General features: G+C 38.5%; 21 protein-coding genes. 15 read left to right on the top strand and 6 right to left on the bottom strand.

What is annotated here, in order from left to right; genetic code table 11:
* Window positions 1–117: 117 nt before the first annotated feature.
* Window positions 118–534 carry a Fur family transcriptional regulator gene (locus tag NPX98_RS03350; RefSeq protein WP_269022649.1) on the bottom strand — a complete coding sequence of 139 codons (417 nt, stop codon included), beginning with the start codon at window positions 532–534 and terminating at the stop codon, window positions 118–120.
* Window positions 535–548: 14 nt separating this feature from the next.
* Complete coding sequence (gene secA / locus NPX98_RS03345) at window positions 549–3,308, bottom strand: preprotein translocase subunit SecA (RefSeq protein WP_269022648.1); 2,760 nt, start codon at window positions 3,306–3,308, stop codon at window positions 549–551.
* A 392-nt stretch (window positions 3,309–3,700) separates the two neighbouring features.
* Between secA and NPX98_RS03340 the strand changes: the two genes are divergently transcribed.
* The 4 genes from NPX98_RS03340 (at window position 3,701) to NPX98_RS03325 (ending at window position 8,304) form a co-directional block, all read left to right on the top strand.
* On the top strand, window positions 3,701–4,654 hold the full coding sequence (locus NPX98_RS03340; RefSeq protein ID WP_269022647.1) for a peptidylprolyl isomerase: 954 nt from the start codon (window positions 3,701–3,703) through the stop codon (window positions 4,652–4,654).
* A 100-nt stretch (window positions 4,655–4,754) separates the two neighbouring features.
* Window positions 4,755–5,993 (top strand): bifunctional glutamate N-acetyltransferase/amino-acid acetyltransferase ArgJ, encoded by a 1,239-nt coding sequence (gene argJ / locus NPX98_RS03335; RefSeq protein ID WP_269022645.1) that lies wholly within the window; start codon window positions 4,755–4,757, stop codon window positions 5,991–5,993.
* Between the two features lie 130 nt (window positions 5,994–6,123).
* Window positions 6,124–6,537, top strand: coding sequence for an 8-oxo-dGTP diphosphatase MutT (gene mutT / locus NPX98_RS03330; RefSeq protein ID WP_269022644.1), 414 nt, complete (start codon window positions 6,124–6,126; stop codon window positions 6,535–6,537).
* A gap of 411 nt (window positions 6,538–6,948) precedes the next feature.
* The gene (locus NPX98_RS03325) at window positions 6,949–8,304 is read left to right on the top strand and encodes an L-cystine transporter (RefSeq protein WP_269022643.1); all 1,356 of its coding nucleotides are present in this window, start codon (window positions 6,949–6,951) and stop codon (window positions 8,302–8,304) included.
* A gap of 26 nt (window positions 8,305–8,330) precedes the next feature.
* Here NPX98_RS03325 and NPX98_RS03320 read toward each other — a convergent pair whose 3' ends face one another.
* Entirely contained in the window at window positions 8,331–9,215 is an 885-nt protein-coding gene (locus NPX98_RS03320; protein WP_269022642.1) for a methyltransferase domain-containing protein, read from the bottom strand.
* A gap of 295 nt (window positions 9,216–9,510) precedes the next feature.
* On the opposite strand from NPX98_RS03320, the gene NPX98_RS03315 reads away from it, so the two are divergent.
* Both NPX98_RS03315 and grxC read left to right on the top strand, forming a co-directional pair.
* Entirely contained in the window at window positions 9,511–10,230 is a 720-nt protein-coding gene (locus NPX98_RS03315; protein ID WP_269022718.1) for a ComF family protein, read from the top strand.
* A 49-nt stretch (window positions 10,231–10,279) separates the two neighbouring features.
* Entirely contained in the window at window positions 10,280–10,537 is a 258-nt protein-coding gene (gene grxC / locus NPX98_RS03310; RefSeq protein WP_269022641.1) for a glutaredoxin 3, read from the top strand.
* Window positions 10,538–10,556: 19 nt separating this feature from the next.
* On the opposite strand, the gene ubiG is transcribed toward grxC, so the two are convergent.
* Complete coding sequence (ubiG, locus tag NPX98_RS03305; RefSeq protein ID WP_269022640.1) at window positions 10,557–11,303, bottom strand: bifunctional 2-polyprenyl-6-hydroxyphenol methylase/3-demethylubiquinol 3-O-methyltransferase UbiG; 747 nt, start codon at window positions 11,301–11,303, stop codon at window positions 10,557–10,559.
* A 186-nt stretch (window positions 11,304–11,489) separates the two neighbouring features.
* On the opposite strand from ubiG, the gene NPX98_RS03300 reads away from it, so the two are divergent.
* Window positions 11,490–12,728: an aspartate kinase gene (locus NPX98_RS03300; protein WP_269022639.1), complete on the top strand. Its 1,239-nt coding sequence runs from the start codon at window positions 11,490–11,492 to the stop codon at window positions 12,726–12,728.
* Between the two features lie 482 nt (window positions 12,729–13,210).
* On the opposite strand, the gene nhaA is transcribed toward NPX98_RS03300, so the two are convergent.
* Window positions 13,211–14,569: a Na+/H+ antiporter NhaA gene (gene nhaA / locus NPX98_RS03295; protein WP_269022637.1), complete on the bottom strand. Its 1,359-nt coding sequence runs from the start codon at window positions 14,567–14,569 to the stop codon at window positions 13,211–13,213.
* A 152-nt stretch (window positions 14,570–14,721) separates the two neighbouring features.
* Window positions 14,722–16,419: a hypothetical protein gene (locus NPX98_RS03290; RefSeq protein WP_269022717.1), complete on the bottom strand. Its 1,698-nt coding sequence runs from the start codon at window positions 16,417–16,419 to the stop codon at window positions 14,722–14,724.
* Window positions 16,420–16,780: 361 nt separating this feature from the next.
* Here NPX98_RS03290 and NPX98_RS03285 point away from each other — a divergent pair, with 361 nt between their 5' ends.
* The 8 genes from NPX98_RS03285 (at window position 16,781) to NPX98_RS03250 (ending at window position 24,106) form a co-directional block, all read left to right on the top strand.
* Window positions 16,781–18,553, top strand: coding sequence for an SLC13 family permease (locus NPX98_RS03285; protein WP_269022636.1), 1,773 nt, complete (start codon window positions 16,781–16,783; stop codon window positions 18,551–18,553).
* A 376-nt stretch (window positions 18,554–18,929) separates the two neighbouring features.
* Entirely contained in the window at window positions 18,930–19,601 is a 672-nt protein-coding gene (locus NPX98_RS03280) for a DUF2659 family protein (RefSeq protein ID WP_269022635.1), read from the top strand.
* Between the two features lie 4 nt (window positions 19,602–19,605).
* Complete coding sequence (der, locus tag NPX98_RS03275; RefSeq protein WP_269022634.1) at window positions 19,606–21,033, top strand: ribosome biogenesis GTPase Der; 1,428 nt, start codon at window positions 19,606–19,608, stop codon at window positions 21,031–21,033.
* 381 nt (window positions 21,034–21,414) lie between these two features.
* Window positions 21,415–21,837, top strand: coding sequence for an AtpZ/AtpI family protein (locus tag NPX98_RS03270; protein ID WP_269022633.1), 423 nt, complete (start codon window positions 21,415–21,417; stop codon window positions 21,835–21,837).
* 7 nt (window positions 21,838–21,844) lie between these two features.
* Complete coding sequence (locus tag NPX98_RS03265; protein ID WP_269022631.1) at window positions 21,845–22,603, top strand: F0F1 ATP synthase subunit A; 759 nt, start codon at window positions 21,845–21,847, stop codon at window positions 22,601–22,603.
* 54 nt (window positions 22,604–22,657) lie between these two features.
* A complete protein-coding gene (locus tag NPX98_RS03260; protein ID WP_006589457.1) occupies window positions 22,658–22,888 on the top strand; it encodes a F0F1 ATP synthase subunit C in 231 nt (76 codons plus the stop codon).
* Window positions 22,889–23,048: 160 nt separating this feature from the next.
* Window positions 23,049–23,621 (top strand): F0F1 ATP synthase subunit B, encoded by a 573-nt coding sequence (locus NPX98_RS03255; protein ID WP_269022625.1) that lies wholly within the window; start codon window positions 23,049–23,051, stop codon window positions 23,619–23,621.
* 5 nt (window positions 23,622–23,626) lie between these two features.
* A complete protein-coding gene (locus NPX98_RS03250; protein ID WP_269022624.1) occupies window positions 23,627–24,106 on the top strand; it encodes a F0F1 ATP synthase subunit B in 480 nt (159 codons plus the stop codon).
* Window positions 24,107–24,214: the final 108 nt, after the last annotated feature.

Below are 24,214 nucleotides of genomic sequence, written 5' to 3'. Positions count from 1 at the left end.
ACGGTGATAAAACAGAAAAGCGTTCTTGCCAATGGAAACTATGGATTTTTAATGCAAATTTGTGCAGGAATTTGGCTTACCTAAAGTAATTTTTTCATTACACGCGAAATCATCAATTTATGAATTGCATTTTTTTCCATAAAGTTCAAGACGGTGATGGATAATATCATAGCCGAGGGAACTCGCAATTTCTTCTTGTATTTTTTCAATGATATCGCATTGGAATTCAATAACTTGTCCCGTTTCTATATCAATAAGGTGGTCATGGTGTTCTCCATCTGCTTGCTCGAAACGGGATGGGCCTCCACTAAAGGCATGGCGATGAATTGTTCCATTTTCTTCCAATGTTTTCATGGTACGGTAAACAGTTGATAGCGAAATATTGGGATCTATTTCGTTGACACGTTGAAAAATTTCAAATGCATTTGGATGATCGTCTGTATCAGTCAAAACATCAAGAATAATACGCCTTTGGCGTGTTACTCTTAAACCCGCCGCGCGCAATTCTTGATCATAATTTTGTTTTTTATCCATCTTGACTGTTTGCTTTATGAAACGAAAGATCCATGACAATGTTTGTATTTTTTTTCTGAGCCGCAAGGACAAAGTTCATTCCGTCCAATTTTTCCCCATGTGGTTGGATCATTTGGATTCCGCTCTGCTGGATGAACAAACCTATTTTCGCGTGTTCGTGTCCATAATGTAGTACTATTTTTTTCATTTTGGTTGTTTTCGAGGTTCTCAGCATTGTTGTTAAAGGCAGGATGCTCAGCTGTAGCTTGTATAGGCGTGGTTTGTATAGGCATTGGTGGTTCTGCGGTATGCTGAATAAGTTCAAAACATAAAATTTTAGAAGAGACATTTCTACGTAGATTTCTAAGCATAGATTGAAAGAGTTCAAATGCTTCTGTTTTATACTCATTCAGTGGATCACGTTGACCATAACCACGGAAACCAACAATAGAACGTAAATGATCTAAATTAACCAGATGCTCACGCCATAACAGGTCAATAGTTTCAAGCAGTAAAGCTTTATGAAAATAAATCATAACCTCTGGAGTATAACGCTCAGTACGTTCATTTTCAAGCTTGGTTACAGCATCTGAAATACGCTCTAAGAATTGTTCTTCAGCAATTCCATCTTCTTTTACCCACTCTTCTAATGGAAGCTTAAGATTGAAAAGCTGGTTCAGTTCTTCTTGTAGAGATTTTACATCCCATTTTTCTGAATATGTTCCGGATGGAATATAGGTTTCTACTAAATCCTCAATGACTTCATTGCGCATATCGATGATTGTTTCCGTTAGATCTTCTGCATTCATCACTTCCATACGCTGTTCAAAAATAACTTTGCGTTGATCATTCATCACATCGTCATATTTTAATAAATTTTTACGAATTTCAAAATTTCGTGCTTCGACCTTTTTTTGAGCTTTTTCGAGTGCTTTATTAATCCATGGATGGGTAATGGCTTCATCTTCCTTTAATCCAAGTTTCTGCAGTATGGTATCCATACGATCGGAGCCGAAGATCCGCATAAGATCGTCTTGAAGAGAAAGAAAGAATTTTGAACGACCAGGATCACCTTGTCGTCCAGAACGTCCACGGAGCTGATTATCAATGCGACGGCTCTCATGGCGCTCAGTGGCAATAACATAAAGACCCCCAGCAGATAATGCTTTTTCTTTCAATTGTTTGACATTTTTCTTAATATCTTCAATTTTAGCGATGCGTTCTGGCCCTTCAGGAACGTTCTTTAATTCCTGTTGAATGCGCATTTCGACATTACCGCCGAGCTGTATATCAGTACCGCGACCTGCCATATTGGTTGCGATGGTCAATGCCCCAGGAACACCTGCTTGTGCAATAATATACGCTTCTTGTTCATGATAGCGAGCATTTAAGACTTTGAAATTAGTAATTCCCTCTTTTCGTAAGCGTTCTGCGAGTTGTTCTGACTTTTCAATAGAAGTTGTACCAACAAGAATAGGCTGTCCTTTTTCGTGTGCTTGACGAATATCACGCACGATGGCACGATATTTTTCTTCTGCTGTTCGATAAACTTCATCATCTTCATCAAGACGTTTCACAGGCAGATTTGTGGGGATCTCAACAACTTCAAGATCGTAGATATTTCCGAATTCTTCAGCTTCTGTTGATGCGGTTCCGGTCATACCGGATAGTTTTTTATACATCCGGAAATAATTTTGGAAAGTAATGGAAGCTAATGTTTGATTTTCTGGTTGAATATTGACTTTCTCTTTGGCTTCTAATGCTTGATGCAATCCTTCAGAATATCGCCGTCCTGGCATCATACGACCAGTAAATTCATCAATAATAACAACTTCACCATTACGAACAATGTAATCTTTATCACGGATAAACAGCTTATGTGCTTTTAAAGCATTATTGATATGATGGACAATTGCAACATTTTCTATATCATAGAGGTTTTCACCTTTAAGGTTTCCAACCTGTTTAAGCATTTCTTCAACTTTTTCGGTACCTATTTCCGTAAAGGTTGTTGATTTTTGTTTTTCATCTATCTCGTAGTCTTCTGGAGTTAGACGAGGGATTAATTGATCAATCAGGTTATAGAAGTCAGTACGATCTTCTAGAGGACCGGAGATAATGAGAGGGGTACGTGCTTCGTCGATAAGAATTGAATCAACTTCATCAACAATGGCATAATAATGTCCTCGTTGAACCATTTGGCTACGGTCAAATACCATATTATCGCGTAGATAATCAAAACCCAATTCATTGTTTGTTGCATAAGTGATGTCACAGGCATAGGCTGCTCTGCGGGCATCACTATCGAGATCGTGTAGAATGACGCCTGTCGTTAACCCCAAAAAGCTATAAATTTTACCCATTGTTTCAGCATCACGACTAGCAAGATAATCGTTTACTGTAACAACATGAACGCCTTTTCCTTCTAATGCATTGAGATAAACTGGCAGAGTTGCCATGAGTGTTTTACCTTCACCGGTACGCATTTCAGCAATGCCTCTACTATGTAGAACCATTCCACCAATGAGCTGTACATCAAAGGGACGCATATCGTAAACACGCTTTGCTGCTTCACGGACAGTCGCAAAAGCTTCTGGCAACAGCGAATCAACGGTTTCCCCTTCGGTTAATCGTTTACGAAATTCATTGGTTTTTTGGCAAAGCTGTGTATCGCTCAATTTTTGGAATTGTTCTTCCAATGCGTTAATTTGTATGATTTTTTGGCGAAGAGCTTTGATACGGCGTTCTTGAGCCGAACCAAACAATTTACGCGCAAAGACGCCTAAACTGACCATTCCTGGTCCTTTCTTTATTATTTGTTGTCACCACTATTGGGTGCTTCATATATTATACCCATTCCTGCATCTTTTATATTTGATACAATAAGATATGGGCGATATCATTACATTTAAGTGCATTCTAAAGTAGAGATAAGAGCCTAAGTTCATCGTGTCAACTTTAGTAATGTTCGTTTGTTGATAAAATATGGAGTCATTGAGAAAATGTCTTTCTATATTATCATGTTCTGTAGCTTTCAAGTGAAATGATGTGTATTAAAAGGGGAAGATCAATTTTATGCCTTTTAAAACGCAAAATTAATTTATTTATTATGTTTAGAGATTAAAATGTTATGATATAAAGAATTTGAGCGTTGAGCACGCATTCAATTCTTAAGGAGTATATATTTATGAAATTCAACTTTATCACGCTGGTTTTGGCATCAACTTTATTGGCAAGCACAAATTTGAGTGCGATTGCACAAGAAAGTGTGAAATCTGCACCAAATGATTTGAAGACTTTAGACAAAGTTGCTGAAAAGTCAGTTGCACCTTCTCACGTTATGGCAGTTATTGATGGGAAGGAGATTACAGCGGGGCAATTGGATGAGATGGCGCTTGAAATCAATCCTAATTTTGCGCGTTTCCCTGAAGAACAACGTCGTATAACGGTCTTAAAAATCTATTTGGATACGCAAGCGTTTGTTAAAGCAGCGGTTGAGAATGGCGTTGATAAGACAGCAGATTATGAGAAACGTATGACTGTAATGCGTGATGTTGCTCTTCAGCAGCTTTATTTTAAAAAAACGGTCGTTGATCAGATTAAGGATGCTGATTTGACAGACCTTTATAAGAAAGAAATTGCTGCTTTGCCTAAAGAGGATGAGGTTAAAGCGCGTCATATTTTGGTAAAAACAAAAGCAGAAGCAGAAGCCATTATTAAGCGTTTGAAAAAGGGTGGAAATTTTGAAGAGATTGCAAAAAAAGATTCAACAGATGGTTCTGCTACTGTTGGTGGGGATCTCGGTTATTTCAGTCAAGGTCAAATGGTTAAACCTTTCGAAGAGGCTGCGTTTGCTTTGAAAGTTGGTGAATACACTAAAAAACCCGTTGAAAGCCCATTTGGTTGGCATATTATTAAAGTAGAAGACCGTCGCGTGAAACAACCTCCTGCATTTGATGATGTTAAAGAAGTATTGCGTACGCAGATTATGAGAGATCGTTATCAAACGCTTCTCAATGATTTACGTGGCAAGATGGATGTGCAATATCCTGATTCTAATGTCGCAAAACTTATGCAATCGCTCAATAATAATGAGCTACCGCTTCCGGATGAAGGATCCACAGGCGGAGAGGGGGAATAATATCTTTTCAAGCTGAGCTATTTGATATATTCATCTTTTCAAAAAGCTCAGTAATAATTTGTTGCATTAAACTTCGTTTATTTTGATAGAAGAACATGGAATGGTTGTAAGGATATCGCCTTTGTCTCCTAAAACGATACAAGGGCTTCCTCCGTTATCTGGAGTGCGGCTGGCTACAGCTAAGGCTGGGATTAAATATAAAAATCGATTAGATCTTCTTTTTATTGTATTTGATGAGCCGGTCAATGTCGCTGGTGTTTTTACACGCTCAAGATGCCCATCTTCTCCTGTAGATCATTGTCGCGCATCATTGTCTCATGGAATTGCTAGGGGCGTTGTTGTTAATTCTGGAAATGCAAATGCTTTTACGGGACATAAAGGCAAACAGACAACAGAGGCAGTAGTTCGTTCTGCAGCAAGCATTTTGAAAGTTCCTGAAAATGAAATTTTTATAGCCTCTACAGGGGTTATTGGTGAACCAATGGAGGAGTCTTGTATCTTAAGGCTTTTACCAGATATGGCAGCTACAGCAGAAGAAGGAAATTGGTTGGAAGCTGCTAAAGCTATTATGACGACGGATACATTTCCTAAATTGGCGACGCGTAGCTTTGATTTGGGGGGAGAAACTGTTACCATTAATGGGATCGCAAAAGGCGCTGGTATGATTGCGCCAGATATGGCTACGATGCTTTCCTTTGTGGTGACTAATGCAGCGATTGCTTCGGATATACTGCAATCGATGTTGTCGGATGCGGTTCAAGGATCTTTCAATTCGATTACTGTTGATAGTGATACTTCGACCTCAGATACATTAATGATGTTTGCGACAGGAAAAGCAAAGGGAAGTTTGTCATGTCTGACGAATAAATCCGATCCACGTTATGAGGTATTTGCAAAGCAGTTGAGAGAGCTTTTACATGAGCTTGCATTGCAGGTTGTTTGTGATGGTGAAGGCGCTCGTCATTTGATTGAGGTGCAGGTGACTGGTGCTACAACGGATCGTGCAGCTAAGATAATTGCTCTGTCCATTGCAAACTCACCCCTTGTGAAAACGGCTATCGCAGGTAAAGATGCCAATTGGGGGCGGGTCGTTATGGCTGTTGGTAAGGCAGGTGTTGAAGCAGATCGTGATCTGTTGGCGATTTGGTTTGGTGAACATCGTGTAGCGATCAATGGAGAGCGTGATCCTTCTTATAATGAAGAAGTTGTTAGCGCTTATATGCAAGGTCAACATATTATGATTCGTGTTGATATTGGTCTTGGGAGTGGTCGGGCGAAAGTTTGGTCTTGCGATTTAACGAAAGAGTATGTTGCAATTAATGGGGATTATAGAAGCTAACGGATGCAGTATAAACGCAGATATTGGGTCTCACTTTTTTGAAGTTCTAAAAGTTCGGATTTCTTCGTTTTTTGGTGGAGGAGTATGATAGAAGAAGTGATTATTGTCATTCTTCCTATTGGAGATCGGTATGCTTATGAAAAATTCACTTCTTCTTGTTGTTGCGTGTGCATTGTTAGATCGAGATAACCGAGTTCTGCTTACAGAACGGCCCCAAGGAAAATCATTGGCTGGTTTATGGGAATTTCCGGGTGGAAAGATTGAACAAGGTGAAACGCCAGAGGTATCCTTGATTCGTGAGTTAGAGGAAGAGCTTGGAATTCATGTCCAGCCAAACCATTTATTGCCTTTAACATTTGCGAGTCATAGTTATGAAACATTTCATCTACTCATGCCATTTTATCTTTGTCGCGATTATGAAGGTATGCCGCAGGGGCGGGAAGGACAAAATTTAAAATGGGTGTTTATCGGTGACCTTGATAAATATTCTATGCCTGATGCTGATAAACCATTGGTTCAAGTATTGAAAAATTTTCTTTTTTAATATGTTTGTAAGAAGAAAAATTATCTGCAAATGATAGATATTTTAGTTTGTTCAATATTTCTGTTAAAGTAATTTGTAGATGGATTTGTTTTCCAAGAAGGGACTTCGTACCTACTACAAGGGTATTTCCATATTTTTGTGCAATCAATCGCTTAATCATTACTGGGAGTGCATTTTTCCATCGTTTTGTATTGCAGGTGCAAGGGGGATGGTTTGTTCCTCGTTAAAAAATATTTTATTTATATGTAGATAATTATTAACCGATGAAAATTATTATATTTTATAGTTATTTCAAGTAATAATTTTGTAAAATTGTAGTAAGATTTATATTCTATTTTAATATATTACCAATTGAATGTGCATTATGCGTTATTTTTATAATATAAATTTCAATAATATTAGGAACAAATAATGACATTTGGATTTTTGACTAATCTGTTTATATTTATTCTCTTTTTGTTAGGTCTGGCTCAAAGTAAGAAAATCAAATTGAGTGTTTCTTTGCGTGTTATGCTGGGGCTTGCTTTTGGTTTAATTTTTGGAAGTATTTTACAAGTTATTTACGGAAAAGATGCACCTACTCTGTTAAAGTCTGTTGAATGGTTTAACATTGTTGGAGATGGTTATATAGCATTACTGAAAATGATTGTTATGCCATTGGTTATTATCTCCATTGTGTCGGCAGTCGCGCATTTGAATTCTGTTTATGCTGTTGGCAGAGTGAGTATAATAACAATCTCAATACTGCTTTTTACAACCTTTCTTTCAGCATTGGTTGGTGTTTTGGTGGTTAATTTCTTCGGATTAACGGCAAGTGGTTTTTTGCATGGAGGATCAGATGTGTCCGCTGTTATGCAAAACTATACTTTTCCACTTGAGGATATGAATGTACCAGAGATGATTTTATCCTTTATCCCTCAAAATCCGTTTGCTGCATTAAGTGGATTTAAGCGTACATCAATTATTAGTGTTGTTATTTTTGCGGCATTTTTAGGAGCTGCGGTTACTCTTTTAAAGAATGATGATCCAGATAAAGGAGAGCAAGTTCTTTCATTGATTCAGGTTGTACAATCTTGGGTCATGCGGTTAGTGCGTATCGTGATTACTTTAACACCTTATGGTATTTTTGCACTTATGACTAAGGTAGGTGCAACTTCAAATGTTGCAGATATTTTAAATTTATTGGTTTTTATTGTTGCTTCTTATGTTGCTATTATCCTTATGTTTGGAGTTCATGGCATATTGCTTGGCATATCAGGTATTAATCCGTTTCGCTTTTTTAAAAAAGTTTTGCCTGTTTTGATATTTGCTTTTAGTAGCCGTTCGAGTGCGGCGAGTATTCCTTTAAATATTGAAGCACAAACACAAGAGATTGGTGTTCCACAATCAATAGCAAGTTTTGCAGCTTCTTTTGGTGCTACGATTGGGCAAAATGGTTGTGCAGGTATTTATCCGGCAATGCTAGCAGCTATGATCGCGCAATCTGTTGATATTAATCTTCTTGATCCTATCTGGATTGCAACCCTTGTTGGCGTCGTAACTTTGAGTTCCATTGGTGTTGCTGGTGTTGGCGGTGGTGCTATTTTTTCCGCATTGATTGTATTGCCAATCATGGGTTTTCCCGTTTCTTTGGTGGCTGTATTTATCTCTATTGAACCTCTCATTGATATGGGGCGTACAGCTCTGAACGTAAATGGTTCAATGTTGGCGGGAACAATAACAAGTCAGATATTACGTGAAACGGATAAAAGTATTTTTGAAAAATAATTTTTATGTTGAAACGATAAATTGTTCTATTTTTGTTTTGGTTGTTTTTCTAAAATATCGACAAGAGATATTTGAGCTGAACCCGGTCGCATGGGTTTTTGTTGATTTTGATGCGGAGCCCAACCAGATAGCCAGATGAAGGAAAAATGTGCACGAATACGACCATCAGGATCACTAAATTGTTGCGCGTATATTTCGGCAGCACGGAGGAAGAAACGCTTTGATAAGGGGCGTCGTGAGCGGTTGATGAGTGCATTTTGCATCCCCATCGCTTTAAGGTCACGCATGAGGTCAAATAGTGTATCGTAGCGTATAGTGATATCTTCAACATCTGCTACAGGTATCGCAAAACCGACGCGCTGCAAAATAGCGCCTGCATCACGAATATCAGCAAAGGGATAAACCCTTGGACTAGCGCCGCCATAAATTTCGATTTCGGCTTGAAGAAGGCTTTCACGCAATTCTCTTAATGTTCCAACTCCGACCATAGCGGCAAGAAATAAGCCGTCAGGTTTAAGAATATTTTTTATTTGACTGAGTACTCCAGGGGTATCATTCGTTAACTGTAGTGAGAGAAGCGAAATAATAAGATCACAATAGTGTTGAGGAAAATCAAGAACTTCGCGATGACGTAAATGGAATTTTTTTTGATGACTCTGGTAAAGTGTATCGGTTTCAACGCGTTCTATAGAATGGACTTTTCCTGATTTTTCTAAAACTGGAACTGCCAGACCCGTATGTCCGTGTAAATCTAGGGCTAATGTGAACTGACGATCAACGGCACTTAGACGTTTGTAGAGATCACTAGCCACATAAGATAGTAAAAAGTCATAACCCTCTTTTGCGTTTTTGAAAGCGCGTTTACGGAAGTGTTCTATCTGTGTATGGTCGAAAATTAAAGGATGCGACATGTCATTAAGCTCTGCCGGCCTATTATAAACATTAAGTTTTTTTGGTCTATTATAAAATTGTATGCTTTGAATGGAGGCATGTTAATCAAGTCTATGATGATGTAACAGAATTTATAAGAGGTGAGCATTTTCGCATGAATTCAATTCTATAGGTTTTTTAGGTGCAAAAGATATTATTTTGCGCCATGAGTCTTATAACCATAAGTCTTATAAAAGACTAAATTTGCGAAGTGATATTTGGGGGGAAAGTGCTTTGAATGGTAAGAATATATTAAGTCAAGGCATTGAGCACTTGATGGCAGTTTTGTATCCACCAGCTTGCCTTGGATGTAAAAAAATAGTTTCTGCTTATGGTACGATGTGTTCTGATTGTTGGAAAGATCTTCAATTTATCACGAAACCTTATTGCCCCATTATGGGGATTCCTTTTTCTTGTGATATGGGCGATGGTTTCCTGAGTGGTGAAGCTCTTCAGACATCACCTCCTTTTTTGCGTGCTCGTTCAGCTGTTATTCATAAGGGGTTAGCGCGAACTTTAACAATAGGATTGAAATATGGTGATCGGATAGAATTGGCGCGTTTTATGGCCAATTGGATGGTATTTGCAGGACGCGAGATTATTCAGGATTGCGATATCATTATTCCTGTACCACTGCATTTTTATCGTTTTTGGGGGCGGCGTTATAACCAGTCTGCTGAGCTTGCGCGTTATATTGCAGCCACACAGAAAAAACCTTTCAAGCCTGGTTGGCTTGTGCGGTGTCGGTATACACGTCCACAGGTTGGTTTGTCTGCTAAGGAACGCAAGCATAACGTACAGGGTGCTTTTAAGGTGCCTGATAAAGTAAAAAAACATATAGATGGATGTTCTATTTTGCTGATTGATGATGTTTTAACAACAGGTGTAACAATTACCGCAGCAGCAGCGGCATTAAAAGATGCAGGTGCGCGACAGGTTGATGTGTTAACATTTTCTCGTGTATTAAAAAATGGCCCTGTTGAGCCTAATTCTTGAGAGGCAATTAAAAATTGATTATGTCCATTAAAATGCATTGGAGAATATTATGAAAGAGATCACACTTTATACACGTCCCAACTGTCCCTATTGCGCAAAAGCGCGTGTTTTGTTTGATGAAAAGGGTGTAAAATATACAGATATTGATGCATCAACTTCTCTTAGACAACAAATGGTGCAGCGAGCGAATGGGCGTAATACTTTTCCGCAGATTTTTATAGGAGATTACCATGTTGGGGGATGTGATGATCTGTATGCTTTGGATGCTGAAGGTAAGCTCGATTCTTTGCTGAAAGAAGCTCAATAGCGTGTTTCATTAAGGTAATTTATTTAAGCCGTTTTGCAAGGAGGATGTAGTTAACATCCATATCTTGTGAGCGATTCCAGCTGTCATTGAATGGATTATAAGTAATACCGGTCTCATCAATGACAGTTATGGCATCTTTGAATAGCCGATTTTTAAGTTCTTGAGGTTTCAGAAATTTTTTATAGTCATGCGTTCCTTTGGGAAGCCAGCGTAAAATATATTCAGCACCTATAATGGCTAGACCCCATGCTTTCCAAGTACGATTGAGTGTTGAAACAAACATCAGCCCTTGGGGTTTGAGCATTTTAGCTGTAGCTGATAAGAAAAGATTAACATCAGCAACATGCTCAACAACTTCCATATTGAGAATTACATCAAATTGTTCGCCTTCCTCTGCAAGTGTTTCTGCGGTAGTGGTGCGATAATCAATTGAAAGACCACTTTGGATTGCATGCATTTTTGCGACTTCAATATTGGTCTGCGCAGCATCTGCTCCTACGACGATTGCTCCAAGACGCGCCATCGGTTCGCATAACAAACCACCTCCACAGCCGATATCAAGAAGCTTTAAATTTTTAAAAGGCGTGAGTGAGTGAGGATCACGATCAAATGCGAGGCAGATTTTTTCTTTAATATAGGCAAGACGTATTGGATTGAATTTATGAAGCGGACGAAACTTTCCTTGTGGATCCCACCATTCAGCAGCAATACGCGAAAAATGATCAATTTCTTTTTGATCAATTGTTGTGTGCGTTTCATCTATCATGACGCCCTCCTTTTATTGTCAACTCTATCAAGTCAAATGGATTCCTTTTAAAGTCAAGTATAAATTAACGTGCATATGCTAGACTTGCGAAAATGATTGATATTCGTTATGTCAAAAGGCAATTTTATATGCTGGGAAACCTTATTCTCACTGTTGTTTGAAATAAAAAATGTAAGAGTGTCATAAATGGCGCGTATTGTTATGAAGTTTGGTGGAACATCTGTCGCAAATATTGAACGCATTCGTAATGTTGCACGGCATGTTAAAAAAGAAGTTGATGCAGGCAATGAAGTTGCTGTGGTGGTGTCGGCCATGGCTGGAAAAACCAATGAGTTGGTTCAATGGGCGCGTGATGCTTCACCAATGCATGATGCTTATGAATATGATGTGATTGTTTCTTCTGGTGAACAGGTAACAGCAGGTTTACTGGCTATTGCACTCCAGGAAATGGGGGTGAATGCTCGCTCATGGCTCGGTTGGCAAATTCCTATTTATACGGATAACGCGCATAGTGGTGCGCGAATTACAGATATTGATGGCTCTTTTTTGATACAGCGTTTTCGAGAAGGGCAGGTTGCGGTTATAGCTGGTTTTCAGGGGTTAGCTCCAGGTAATCGGGTTTCTACTTTAGGACGCGGTGGATCAGATACAAGTGCTGTTGCAGTGGCAGAAGCGATTCAAGCTGATCGCTGTGATATTTATACAGATGTAGACGGTGTTTATACAACTGATCCGCGCGTAGAACCTAAAGCACGTCGTTTATCGAAAGTAGCTTTTGAGGAAATGCTTGAAATGGCTTCTCTTGGAGCTAAAGTCTTGCAGGTTCGTTCTGTTGAATTGGCTATGGTTCATAAAGTTCGAACTTTCGTGCGATCAAGTTTTGAGGATCCCGATGCTTTGAGTATGGAGGATGGAACACTTATTTGTGATGAGGATGAAATTGTGGAACAACAGAATGTTACTGGTATTGCTTTTGCTAAAGATGAAGCTCAAATTTCACTCCGTCGGCTTGCAGATCGTCCGGGTATTTCAGCAGCAATTTTTGGCCCTTTAGCTGAAAAACGCATTAATGTTGATATGATTGTGCAGAATATCTCTGAAGATGGTTCAAAGACCGATATGACTTTTACTGTACCATCAGTTGATGTTGATAAGGCTGTTGCACTTCTTGAGAAAAATCGTAAAGAAATTGGTTTTGACGTTCTTCAGTCTGAGAGTGATCTTGCCAAGATTTCTATTATTGGTATTGGAATGCGCAGCCATGCGGGCGTTGCTGCTACAGCATTTAAAGCTTTGGCTGAAAAAGGTATTAATATTCGGGCAATCACTACTTCAGAGATTAAGATTTCTGTTCTGATTGATAGTGTTTATACTGAACTTGCAGTTAGGACATTACATGCTGTTTATGGCCTTGATAGAGGGTAAGCGTTTTTTATTTTAACACAGCTTCCAAATAAAAATAGTTTACTCTAGAGCCCGTGGATTGCGTAGTTTGTTTTGGTGATTTATAGATTCTATAGTCTATTCTAATGTGCAGAGTTGTTAAAAGCTTTTAAGTCTTTTTAAAGAAAGAGCGCACACATGCTCATTATCTGTTTCGATGCATACGCATATGCTGAATGAAAGACATGATATTAGGTTGAGAGTCAAGGTTTTGCAAGAACGGTTGTTGGCTGCATTTGAGAAACCTAAAATGGAAAGATTGTGCTCTTAAGTGTTAAAATTCTCATTCGATGATCATATATCTTTTTGAATAAAATAAATGAGATGGTGCTTACAAGAATATTTTTTATCTTATTTTTTGATGTGATTGTAAGAAAATCTATACTGAAATGACTAAGCGAAACTTTTAAAAGTTCCGCTCAAAGGATTTAGTTATCATTGGGGTTTAATTAGCGTTGGATTCATTAAGATTTATTTTGTGCTTTTTTATTGCTTTTGATGTAAATAAATCCATATCCAAGGCCGAAAAGGGCAGATAAACCGGATCCACAAAGTACGCCAATTTTTGCAGAATCAAGCTGGACAATGTCTTTAAAAGCCAACATTGAAACAAAAATTGACATTGTAAAGCCAATCCCTGCTAAAAATCCAATAAGTAATATGCCTGCCCATGTTGCATTGGAAGGAAGGCGGCATAGGCCTGATTTGACTGCCAGATAGCTAGCGGCTATAATACCAAGCGGTTTACCAACACATAAACCAATGATAATACCGAGAACGATCAAGAATGATGTATCGGAAGAAAGGTCAAAATTTTCAAAACTGACGCCCGCATTTGCAAAGGCAAAAATTGGCATAATGCCATATGCCACCCATGGATGTAATGCTTTTTGAACACGTATTACAGGTGCCATGAGATCGCGTTGTCCTTTGCGCATTGTTTTCAATGTTTTTGCGATATGATGCAGATCTGTACTCGTATTTTTTTCTTGGAGTGTTTTGACTGCATTGCTGAGCATTGTGATTGGAGACACAAGATGACGTGTTGGCAAAACCGGCGTCATCATACCTAAAATGACACCAGCGAGTGATGGATGAACACCTGTTATTAATAATCCCCACCAGATGATGGTACCAGGCAGAACGTATAACCATGCTGATGCGAACCCAATCCATTGAAAGAATAACACTAAGGCGATGCCTGCTGCAGCAATGGTCAAGCCACTAGGATCAATATTGGTTGAATAGAAAAATGCAATAATCAGAACGGCAATGATATCGTCAATAATTGCTAATGATAAAAGAATAATATGAAGATTGGCAGGAATTGCTTTTCCAAGAAGAGCAAGGATGCCTAAGGCAAAGGCAATATCAGTAGCCGTAGGCACAGCCCAACCATAGATAAGACCACCATTTAAGTTAAAGCCGAAGTAAATAATAGCAGGAAGACAAACACCACCTATTGCAGCGACAATTGGTAGAGTTGCTTGTCTAAAGTCAGCAAGAGCGCCTTCGTAAATTTCTCGTCGAATTTCCATTCCTGCAACAAGAAAAAATACGGTCATAAGAGCATCATTGACCCAAAAATGTAAATCTCGTGATAAAGTGAAATTGCCAAAGTTAAAACCAAGAGATGTATGCCAGAAGGCTTTATAAAAAGAAGAATATTCAGAATTTGCAAGAATAAGTGCAGAAGCTGCTGTTAATAAAAGAACGATACCACTAAGAGCTTCGATATGGAGAAAACGTTCGATAGCAGAGAGCGCTCGCTTCGTAACACGAGAAGCACGATTTGGTAAGCGATTTGAGGATAAATCAGGCATAAAGTAACTCCAAATATCGACTTTTGCTCAATATATACTTGTTATGGGGATTATCATGTATGACCTTATGGTATCATATAAAAGAACAAAATAGGAATAATAATTTTTAATGATATGTAATGAGTTATCGCTTTAAAAAACAGCCGTGTTTTTTAGTTAGATGTTTCATTTGTTACGGTTATATTTACTTTATTCAGAACGGTTGATAAATCATTTTGCAGGGCAGTTTCGAGGTCATTTTTTGTCAGTCCTTTGTTATCTTTTGCTTTTATTTTAATTATTAATGTTTTTGGATTTTTAGCAAAATCCCCGAAATATTTTGAAATATTTTTTGCTTCTTTATGATCTTTGAGCAACAATTCGATACTTCGTGTCATAATGAGATATAAATCGTCATAAAGCTCTTGTTTGAGATCGTGTGTATCATCGTTAAAACTCTGCGCAAGATAAGAAAAGAGTTTATCAATAAAGCCAGCGTCAGTATAATGCATATCAATTTCGGTTACGCCAAGGTCTTGAGAGGCAACAATCATTGCATCTTTTTGACCAGAAAACAATGCTTTATCAACATTAATAATTTTCGCGGATATTTTCCCAGAGCCGATATTTTCTATGTTGAAAGATATGGCATTAAGAAGCAGTGTTTGTTTTTTTTCATTGTAAGAAGCATCAAGTTCTCCTGACAAATAAAGACGTTCAAAGTCCATATTTTTGAAGAAATCTATGTCTTGTTTTTCTATTTTCGTAGGGAATATTGAAAGTCCCTTGAGTGAAAGAACAAGTTTTTGTGGTATGTGTTGTTGCCATTGGCTTGGTTTTAATTGAAATGTTTCGAGAGTTGCTTTTATCTGTGGAATATCAATAGCTGCTTTATCAATTTGGGCATTAACTGAGGTAATGGCTGAGAGGCTGGCTATGAGAAGTGCATTTTGTGCTGATTTTTTAGCAACATGATCGTTTGTTTTGATTGCGTTAAGATAGTCTTGGACAAGTTTCTTAGACGCTTGTTCGAGCGGTGCCATTTTTAGACCCGATGTTTGAAATTTGCCAAACGAGAAAGAAGATTTTTTTTCTTTTTCCGTGAAAAGATCAATGATCATATTTTCGAGTACGATGGAGCCAGTAACGGTTTTGCTTTGATTCGTCTGTTTATTTTCACCAAAGAGGATAGAATAAGCATAGCTGATGTTAATATCATGTGCTTGCATTGCGTCGCTTTGAGCAATCAGACGTACCAGTTTTGGATCATCTGTATTTGTCGTTGCTAGATTTGTCTTGGTGATTATATTTTTGATTCCAACAGAACGAATGAGACCATTTTTAAAATTAGAGAGCTGAAAATTCTTGATGTTGAATGTTTCTGTATTCTTGTGTCCTATGGAAATTTGTACATCTGGCGCAATAATTGATGCGATATCAATCCGCATAAGTGATTGCAAAAAACGAGATGTAATCGTTTTATCTTTTCCTTTTAAGGATACATTATTGATAGAAATTTTGGGGATTTGTACATGAATGTTTTTATACTTCAAATCAACATCATAAAGTGTGAAAACACCAGGAATGAAGGCAATAGGAGGACGGCCTGAAACGGATTTAATTTTAAGTGACATATCTGCTGGAACCGGTACAGTGACATTTGTCAAGTTAACTCGTCCTATGATGCTCACTTCAGATGTCTCTGCGTTGATAGAGCGGCGGGCTATTTCCTGTTGTACAAAACTATCGAGATAAGGTTTTACCATATAAAAACCACCGACAATTATGATTATCGAAATAGCGATAAATCCAACAATATAGGTTAGCCAGTACCTGTTGTTCTTTTGAACTCTATCATGAAGATTGACCATCATTTTTTCTTTCGATTTTATCACTATATACGAGTGTGTAGATAAGCTTTTTAAGCAACCATAAAAGTTCAGAGATAGTATACACGAATTCGATATCTCTCCCATTTTATTTCTTTTTGCATGTAAGACAATTCTAATCTTTTTTTCAATAGGCTTTTATAAACTGCCATTAATTTCCTTTGGTTTCAGTATTCTGCAAAAGCTATGATAAAAGGAGCATGTGCTGTTCATGATCTTTTGCATTATTTAGATCATTTTGAGGCAGAGGCTATATTTGATCTTATCTTGTCACTAAAGAGTGAAACAATTAAAAAATAAAGTTTGCTATTGTCACATCAGCTAACAAAGAGAGGAGGGTATTATGACAGGAAATCAAATAATGGCGTTTTCTATTATTGGTATCATGATGATCGTTTTTATTTGGGATCGATTTCGTTATGATATCGTTGCTATTTGTACATTATTGATTTCTTGTATTGTTGGTCTTGTTAGCCCGAAGGAAGCTTTTAGCGGTTTTAGTAATGATATTGTCATTATTGTGGGGAGTGTGTTTGTGGTGAGTGCGGCTGTGTCGCGCTCAGGTGTGATGGAATTTATTATTCAACGGCTATGGCCAGATGTGAAGTCAATCCGGCTTCAATTGGTTTTTTTGGTTATTTCTGTTACGATTTTGTCAGCTTTTGTTAAAAATATTGGTGCTTTGGCTATTATGCTTCCAATAGCTTTTCAGTTTTCTCGTCGTTCTCAGGTTTCACCATCTGTATTTCTAATGCCCATGTCATTTGCTGCTTTGTTGGGTGGTCTTATGACACAAATAGGTACATCACCAAACGTTGTTGTTTCGGCTATGCGAGAACGCTTGGTCGGGACATCTTTTACCATGTTTGATTTTACGCCAGTTGGCGCAACAGTTGCTGCTGTTGGTGTATTGTATTTGGTGTTTTTTTATTGGCTTTTGCCTATTCGTACGCGTTCAGGTGTATCATTTAACGAGGCTATTGATATTCGTAATTATATTTTGGAAGTCCACATTCCAGTTAATTCTCCGATTGTGGGAAAAACTATTATGGATCTTGTTAAGCCATCGGGCGGTGATGTTATGGTTATCCAAGTCATTAGAAACAAAGTGTCTATTTCACCATTTCCGGATTTTGTTTTTTCTGAGAAGGATATTGTTTTGTTGGAGGGGTCGCATAAGGGGCTAGATAGTGTGATTAATTCAGCTCGTTTAGAATTTTCGACCGGTCGTAGCATTCCCACAGTCGATAAGGATAGTAATATTGATATTATTGAGGCGGTTATCACACATGATTCACCTCTTATTGGTATCAGTGCTAAAAAGCTTTCTCTCTTTGAACGCTATGATGTGAACTTACTTGCGTTAAGTCGTCAGCAGGAAAGAGTGCGGGAAAAATTGGGTGATATTGTTTTCCGTCTTGGGGATGTTATTGTTTTGCAGGCACAGGATACAGTTATTCCAAATGTATTACGAGAATTGAAATGTCTTCCCTTAGCAAAACGCAATATTGTGTTCGGTAATTTACGGCATGGTCTTGTATCTTTATCGATTTTGTTCGTAGCAATTATTTTGACAGCTCTTCAGATCATTCCAGTTGCGTTTGCTTTTTTTTCTGCAGCTGCTGCGATGGTTGTTTGTCGGGTTCTTCCGGTGCGTGACGTGTATCAGGCTTTAGATGGTCAAATTCTGATATTATTAGCGGCTCTTATTCCGGTGAGTGAAGCGTTAGAGAAAACAGGATGTACGGATCTCATCGGTTATTGGCTTAGTCAAGTAGCAGTGTTCCTGCCGCCTTCTGGGGCATTGGCGCTTATGTTGGTTACAGCAATGCTTGTGACACCGTTTTTGAATAATGCAGCAACAGTGATGATGGTGGCACCAATCGCATCCAGTTTTGCTCATTCTCTTCATTATAAGCCCGAAGCTTTTCTGATGGCTGTTGCCATTGGTGCTGGGTGCGAGTTCCTCACGCCTATTGGACATCAATGTAATATGTTGGTGATGGGGCCGGGTGGTTATCGTTTTAATGATTATCCGCGTTTGGGGGCGCCGTTAGCAGTATTAGTCGCAATTGTTGCAGTTCCAATGTTAATGTGGATTTGGCCATTACAATAAAACATTTTTTGCTGTTTTAATGGTATTTGTGTGTGGAGAAAACAGTCGCCAAAATGATTATATGATGTTCTGCCTCTTGCTATTATGCAGTGTTGCGTGTTGAGATAAGGCAGAATGCAACAGGTGGCTCATCGTTTTGGGGCTTTTTGATGAGCTGACGTAAATTTGTGTTATTATCTATAAGGTATATAGGTTAGGTTAGGTAAAGTTTGTTATATCAATTAAGAGGCAGTTCCAGAGTTTTTAATTGGTGCAAGTATTTGTTATTTTCAGTTAATCAATGGATCATTGTGAGATTTTTAGTTGATTAGGACTACCATCTTTGTTCATTTATGCGTAAAATACGGAGATTAAACTTTTTTCTAAGGTCGTATATATGTCTTATGATAGTTTTATTACTGAAGTTAATACAGAGTTCCGCCAAGAAAAGTTTTTTTCTTTTTGGAAACGTTATGGTTTGTGGGTTATTGTTGCGGCTATTGTTTTAGTGCTCTCAGTGACTGTGTATCAAATTTATCATTATAAGCAAATGAATAAGGCAAGCGCTCTTGGTGATGCATTTATAAAAAGCCTTGATTTAGCGGGTTCACATGATTTTGATGAGGCTATGGGGCAATTGGAAAAGGTTAAAGCGTCTGATTTTGGGGCATATCCTTTTCTTGCTCGTTTACGTGAGGCATCTTTACTGATGGAGCAAGGTGATGCTGTTAAATCAGTGGAGACATTTGACGCGGTTGCAGCTGATGAAAAAGCGCCGTTAATCTTGCGGAAAGTTGCAAAAATTCGAGCGGCTTATATTCTCGTTGATACAGGAACATTGGATGATGTGAAAAAACGCGTCGAAGATATGGCAAATGATAGTGATCCTATGCACCTATCTGCAAGAGAAGCTTTGGGCTTAGCTGCTTATAAAGCTAATCAGATGGATGATGCGGTCTCTTATTTTCAGAAAATTTTTGAAGAAGGTTCTTTAGGGATAAAAATAACAGAGCGGGCAAAAATTATGCTGGAGCTTCTTCAATCTATGGGGAAGGCAAATAAGAGGTAAATTAATGAGCCTTACCATTGCTATAGTTGGTCGCCCCAATGTTGGAAAGTCAACCCTGTTTAATCGTCTGGTTGGGCAAAAATTGGCTTTGGTTGATGATAAGCCGGGTGTCACGCGTGATCGGCGTGTTCATGCTGCAAGGCTTCAAGATCTACGTTTTGATGTGATTGATACGGCGGGTTTGGAAGAAGCAGGTGACTATACACTTGAAGGTCGTATGCGTTTTCAGACAAAGATTGCTATCGATGAAGCAGATCTCATTTTGTTTATGCTTGATGCGAAGAGCGGGATTACGCCAAGTGATTTAGAATTTGCTTCTTTAGTTCGCAAATCAGGAAAACCAATTGTGCTTGTTGCCAATAAATCTGAGTCGAAAGCGGCAGTAGGAGGGGCGTATGAGGCATGGTCTTTGGGATTAGGTGAGCCTTGTTCCATATCTGCTGAACATGGTTTGGGTCTTTCGGATCTTCGTGATGCAATTGCAGATGCTGTTGGTCAAGAGAAAGCTTTTGAAAAAAGCATAAAAGAAGAACGCGTTACTGCACAGCCCGCATCTGTTGGTGATGATATTAATGATTTGGAAGCAGAAGATCCTATTTACGATGAAAACAAGCCCATTCGGATAGCAGTTGCTGGTCGTCCAAATACAGGAAAGTCAACGCTTATCAATAGTATGTTGGGGCAAGATCGTTTGTTGACTGGACCTGAAGCCGGTATTACGCGTGATTCTATCTCTGTGGATTGGGAATGGCGTAATCGTCATATTAAGCTTTTTGATACTGCGGGTTTGCGTCGCAAATCAAAAATTCAAGAAAAGTTAGAAAAACTTTCTGTTGCAGATACTTTACGTGCGATCCGTTTTGCGGAAGTTGTGGTGATTGTTTTTGATGTAACGATGCCTTTTGAAAAGCAAGATTTACAAATTGTTGATCTTGTGATTCGTGAGGGACGTGTTCCCATTATTGCTTTCAATAAATGGGATCTTGTTCAGAACCGTCAGGAGACATTGGCTGATTTGCACGAAAAATGTGCGCGCCTTCTTCCTCAAGTTTGTGGTTTAAGAGCTGTTCCTTTATCCGGTCAATATGGCCAAGGAATTGATAAGCTCATGGAAAATATAACGATGGTTCATCGTGTCTGGAATCGTCGTATTTCGACGGGAAAACTTAATCGTTGGCTGGAAACTGTCGTGGCACACCATCCACCGCCGGCAATTTCTGGGCGTCGACTTAAGGTTAAATATATAACACAGATTAAAACACGTCCTCCTGGGTTTATGATTTCTTGTTCACGTCCGGGAGCTATGCCTCAATCATATGTACGTTATCTTTCTAATGGATTGCGCGATACATTTAATATGCTTGGTGTCCCAATTCGGATATCGCTACGAGCATCGGATAATCCTTTCGCAGAATGTGCGAAAAAGAGGTGATGTTTTTTATTTGTGAGCGATGTTTTGGGGCTTTATAAAAGTAAAGAGATTTGTATTTCATAACGTTTTTAAGAAAATAACTTTCTTTTTAGAAGCTATTGAGTTTTTTAAACCAAACATACAATCAGCTATGTATTGTTTGGTAAGGTCGTTCCAGAACGTATCATTATGCAATTGTATACTTATCTTAGCCTCATTTAATGGTTAAGTTAGATAGAATGGGGATACATAATTTTGCGATCAATGATGATCGTTTGTTTATTGATAAAATCCTTGTGGTAGATTTTTTTTGATGACTTGACGAATAAATTTGATCGCAATATGTTGCACCCAATTTTGTGGTGTGTGTTTTGACTTTGCTTTTTGATTGAGGAGCCAATTATGGCTAAAGGCAATGAACCTATTATATCACAAAGAGAAGCTGAAGGGCAGAAGCAAGAAAAAGGGTTTCATTCGGAGGATTTAAAAGGTCGTAGTCAGAATTTAGGGTTAGCTTTAATGCGTAAGAAAGCATTAGAGAAACAAGAATCCGAAAGTAAGAGAAAAGAGTCGATAAAAGGTATGGCTGGTGCCATTAAATTGTCCAGCGAATTCTTGGCAAGCGTTGTTGTTGGCGTTGTTTTAGGATTGGGTTTTGATCAATTAGCAGGTTCATTGCCATGGGGACTGATATTTTTTCTTTTTCTTGGATTTGCTGCTGGTATATTGAATATTCTTCGGTCTGTGGGGTATATTGCTCCCAGTCGGTTAGGGCAACACGGCGCATTGCGTCAAGATAAAGAGGTCGATAGACCCAATCAGTGAGGTTAAAGTGACATCACACGCTCCAGATCCCGTTCATCAGTTCGAGATTTCACGGCTGATTAATATTTCCATAGGGAATATAGATTTGTCGTTTACGAATGTATCATTTTTTATCGTCGCTACTGTCGTTTTATCTTCAGTATTTCTTTTCGTTTCATCATCAAGTCGCGGTTTGGTTCCAACACGGATGCAGTCCATTTCTGAAATGGCGTATGAATTTGTAGCATCAACTTTGCGTGAATCATCTGGTGTGCAAGGGATGCGGTTTTTCCCTCTCGTTTTTTCGTTATTTATTTTTATTCTGGTTGCTAATTTTATCGGGCTTTTCCCTTATTTTTATACCATTACCTCTCAAATTATGATTACTTTTTCGTTGGCGATGTTGGTCATTTTAACGGTAATAGGTTATGGTTTTTATAAGCATGGGCTTGGTTTTTTAAAACTGTTTGTTCCTAGTGGTGTGCCAGTTATAATTTTGCCTTTGGTCACGATGATTGAAGTTATTTCTTTCTTCTCTCGTCCAATCAGTCTATCACTTCGCCTTTTTGCTAATATGCTTGCTGGTCACATTACACTCAAAGTATTTTCTGGTTTTATTGTTTCAATGATTGGGGTAGGAGTTGTAGGTATTGGCGGATCGGTTTTGCCACTTATTATGACTGTGGCAATTACCGCCCTTGAGTTTTTGGTGGCGTTTCTTCAAGCTTATGTCTTTACGGTTTTAACGTGTATGTATCTCAATGATGCCGTTCATCCGGGACATTAATAGGATTGACGGGTTTCCGTCAGACAGTGCAATTTCGCTTTAAAGGAGAATAATATGGAATTGGTACTTGCAGCAAAATATATTGGTGCTGGTCTTGCTTGCTTTGGTATGGCTGGAACGGCTTTGGGTCTTGGAAATATTTTTGGTAGCTATCTTTCTGGTGCGCTACGGAATCCATCAGCTGCGGATAGTCAGTTTGGCCGTCTCGTTTTTGGTTTTGCTGTAACGGAAGCTTTGGGTATTTTCTCATTACTTATTGCTCTTTTGCTTCTTTTTGCAGTTTAATAATTACCTTCAACAGGGAATGTCTGTTTCTCCCGCAAGGGCAGACATTCTCTTATGCCTCCTAAGAAAACTCTTATGGTTTCTAATGGGAGAAAAACGAATCAATGGCTATAGGTTTTGTGTACAGAATCTTGGTTAAGTTGTTTGAAGGATAAATAGGATGTTTGTTTCTAGCGCCTCTGCACAGACTGCTGAAATGCTGAGAGAACGTGTTGAAAATGCGGCAGAACATGCAGATCGTGTGTTTCCACCTTTTGATTTTTCACATTTTTTTTCACACTTTTTTTGGTTAGCGGTTTCCTTTGGATTTTTCTATTTCTTTATCTCTCGTGTGATTGTGCCACGTATTGGTGGTGTTATAGAAACACGCCGGGATCGAATCGCGGCTGATTTGGATCAAGCAATGCGCATGAAGCAGGAAGCGGATGCTGTGGTTGAAGCTTATGAAAAGGAATTAGCAGAATCCCGTTTACGGGCACATGCTATAACGCAAAAAGCCCATGATGAAATCAAAGAAAAGTCTGAACTTGAACGAAAAGAAATTGAAGAGAAGTTAGAGAAAAAGCTTGCAGATGCTGAAAGTCAAATAACAAAAATTCGAGACAAAGCTATGCAGAATGTTGGTTCTATTTCTGAAGAAATAGCTCTTGAAATTGTTAAGAAATTGATTGATGTTGATGTTAGTAAGGAATCTGTTAGCTCAGCTGTTGAAACTGCGGGCTATAAAGGATAATAGAAATGACAGATACATTTTGGGCCTTTGTTGGATTAGTTTTTTTTCTTGCTCTTTTGTTTTATTTCAAAATCCCAGATATAGTCATACGAAATCTTGATGCTAGAGCAAAGCGTATAAAGGACGAGATGGATGAGGCGCTTCGTTTGCGTGAGGAAGCTCAGGAAGTTCTGGCTGAATATCAGCGCAAGCGTGCAGATGCAGAGAAAGATGCTCAAGAAATTGTTGCTGCTGCTAAGCATGAGGTTGAGGCTATCCTTGCTGAGGCGCGTGCGAAAGCGGAAAAGTATGTACAAAATCGCAATAAGTTAGCGGATCAAAAAATTGCTCAAGCAGAAGCTGAAGCAATACGGATGGTTTCTTTATCTTCTATTGACTTGGCTGTTTCTGCTGCACGTGAGCTTATTGCTAAGGAATTAGACCCTAAGAAAGCTGATGATCTTATTAAAGAGTCTCTCACGAAGGTGAAGGCCTACCTCAATTGATGCTGCTTGGAGCTTTGAATATTGCAAGGCTGCTCTGCTTGAAACGTTTAAAGAGCTTGTTTTTGAAAATATAGTTTTTAAGGAGCTTATCTTTTAAGAGGTAAGCTT

It is taken from the genome of Bartonella sp. A05 (genome assembly GCF_026930145.1).
GTDB lineage: Bacteria > Pseudomonadota > Alphaproteobacteria > Rhizobiales > Rhizobiaceae > Bartonella.
This window is presented reverse-complemented; position numbering and strand designations above follow the sequence as displayed.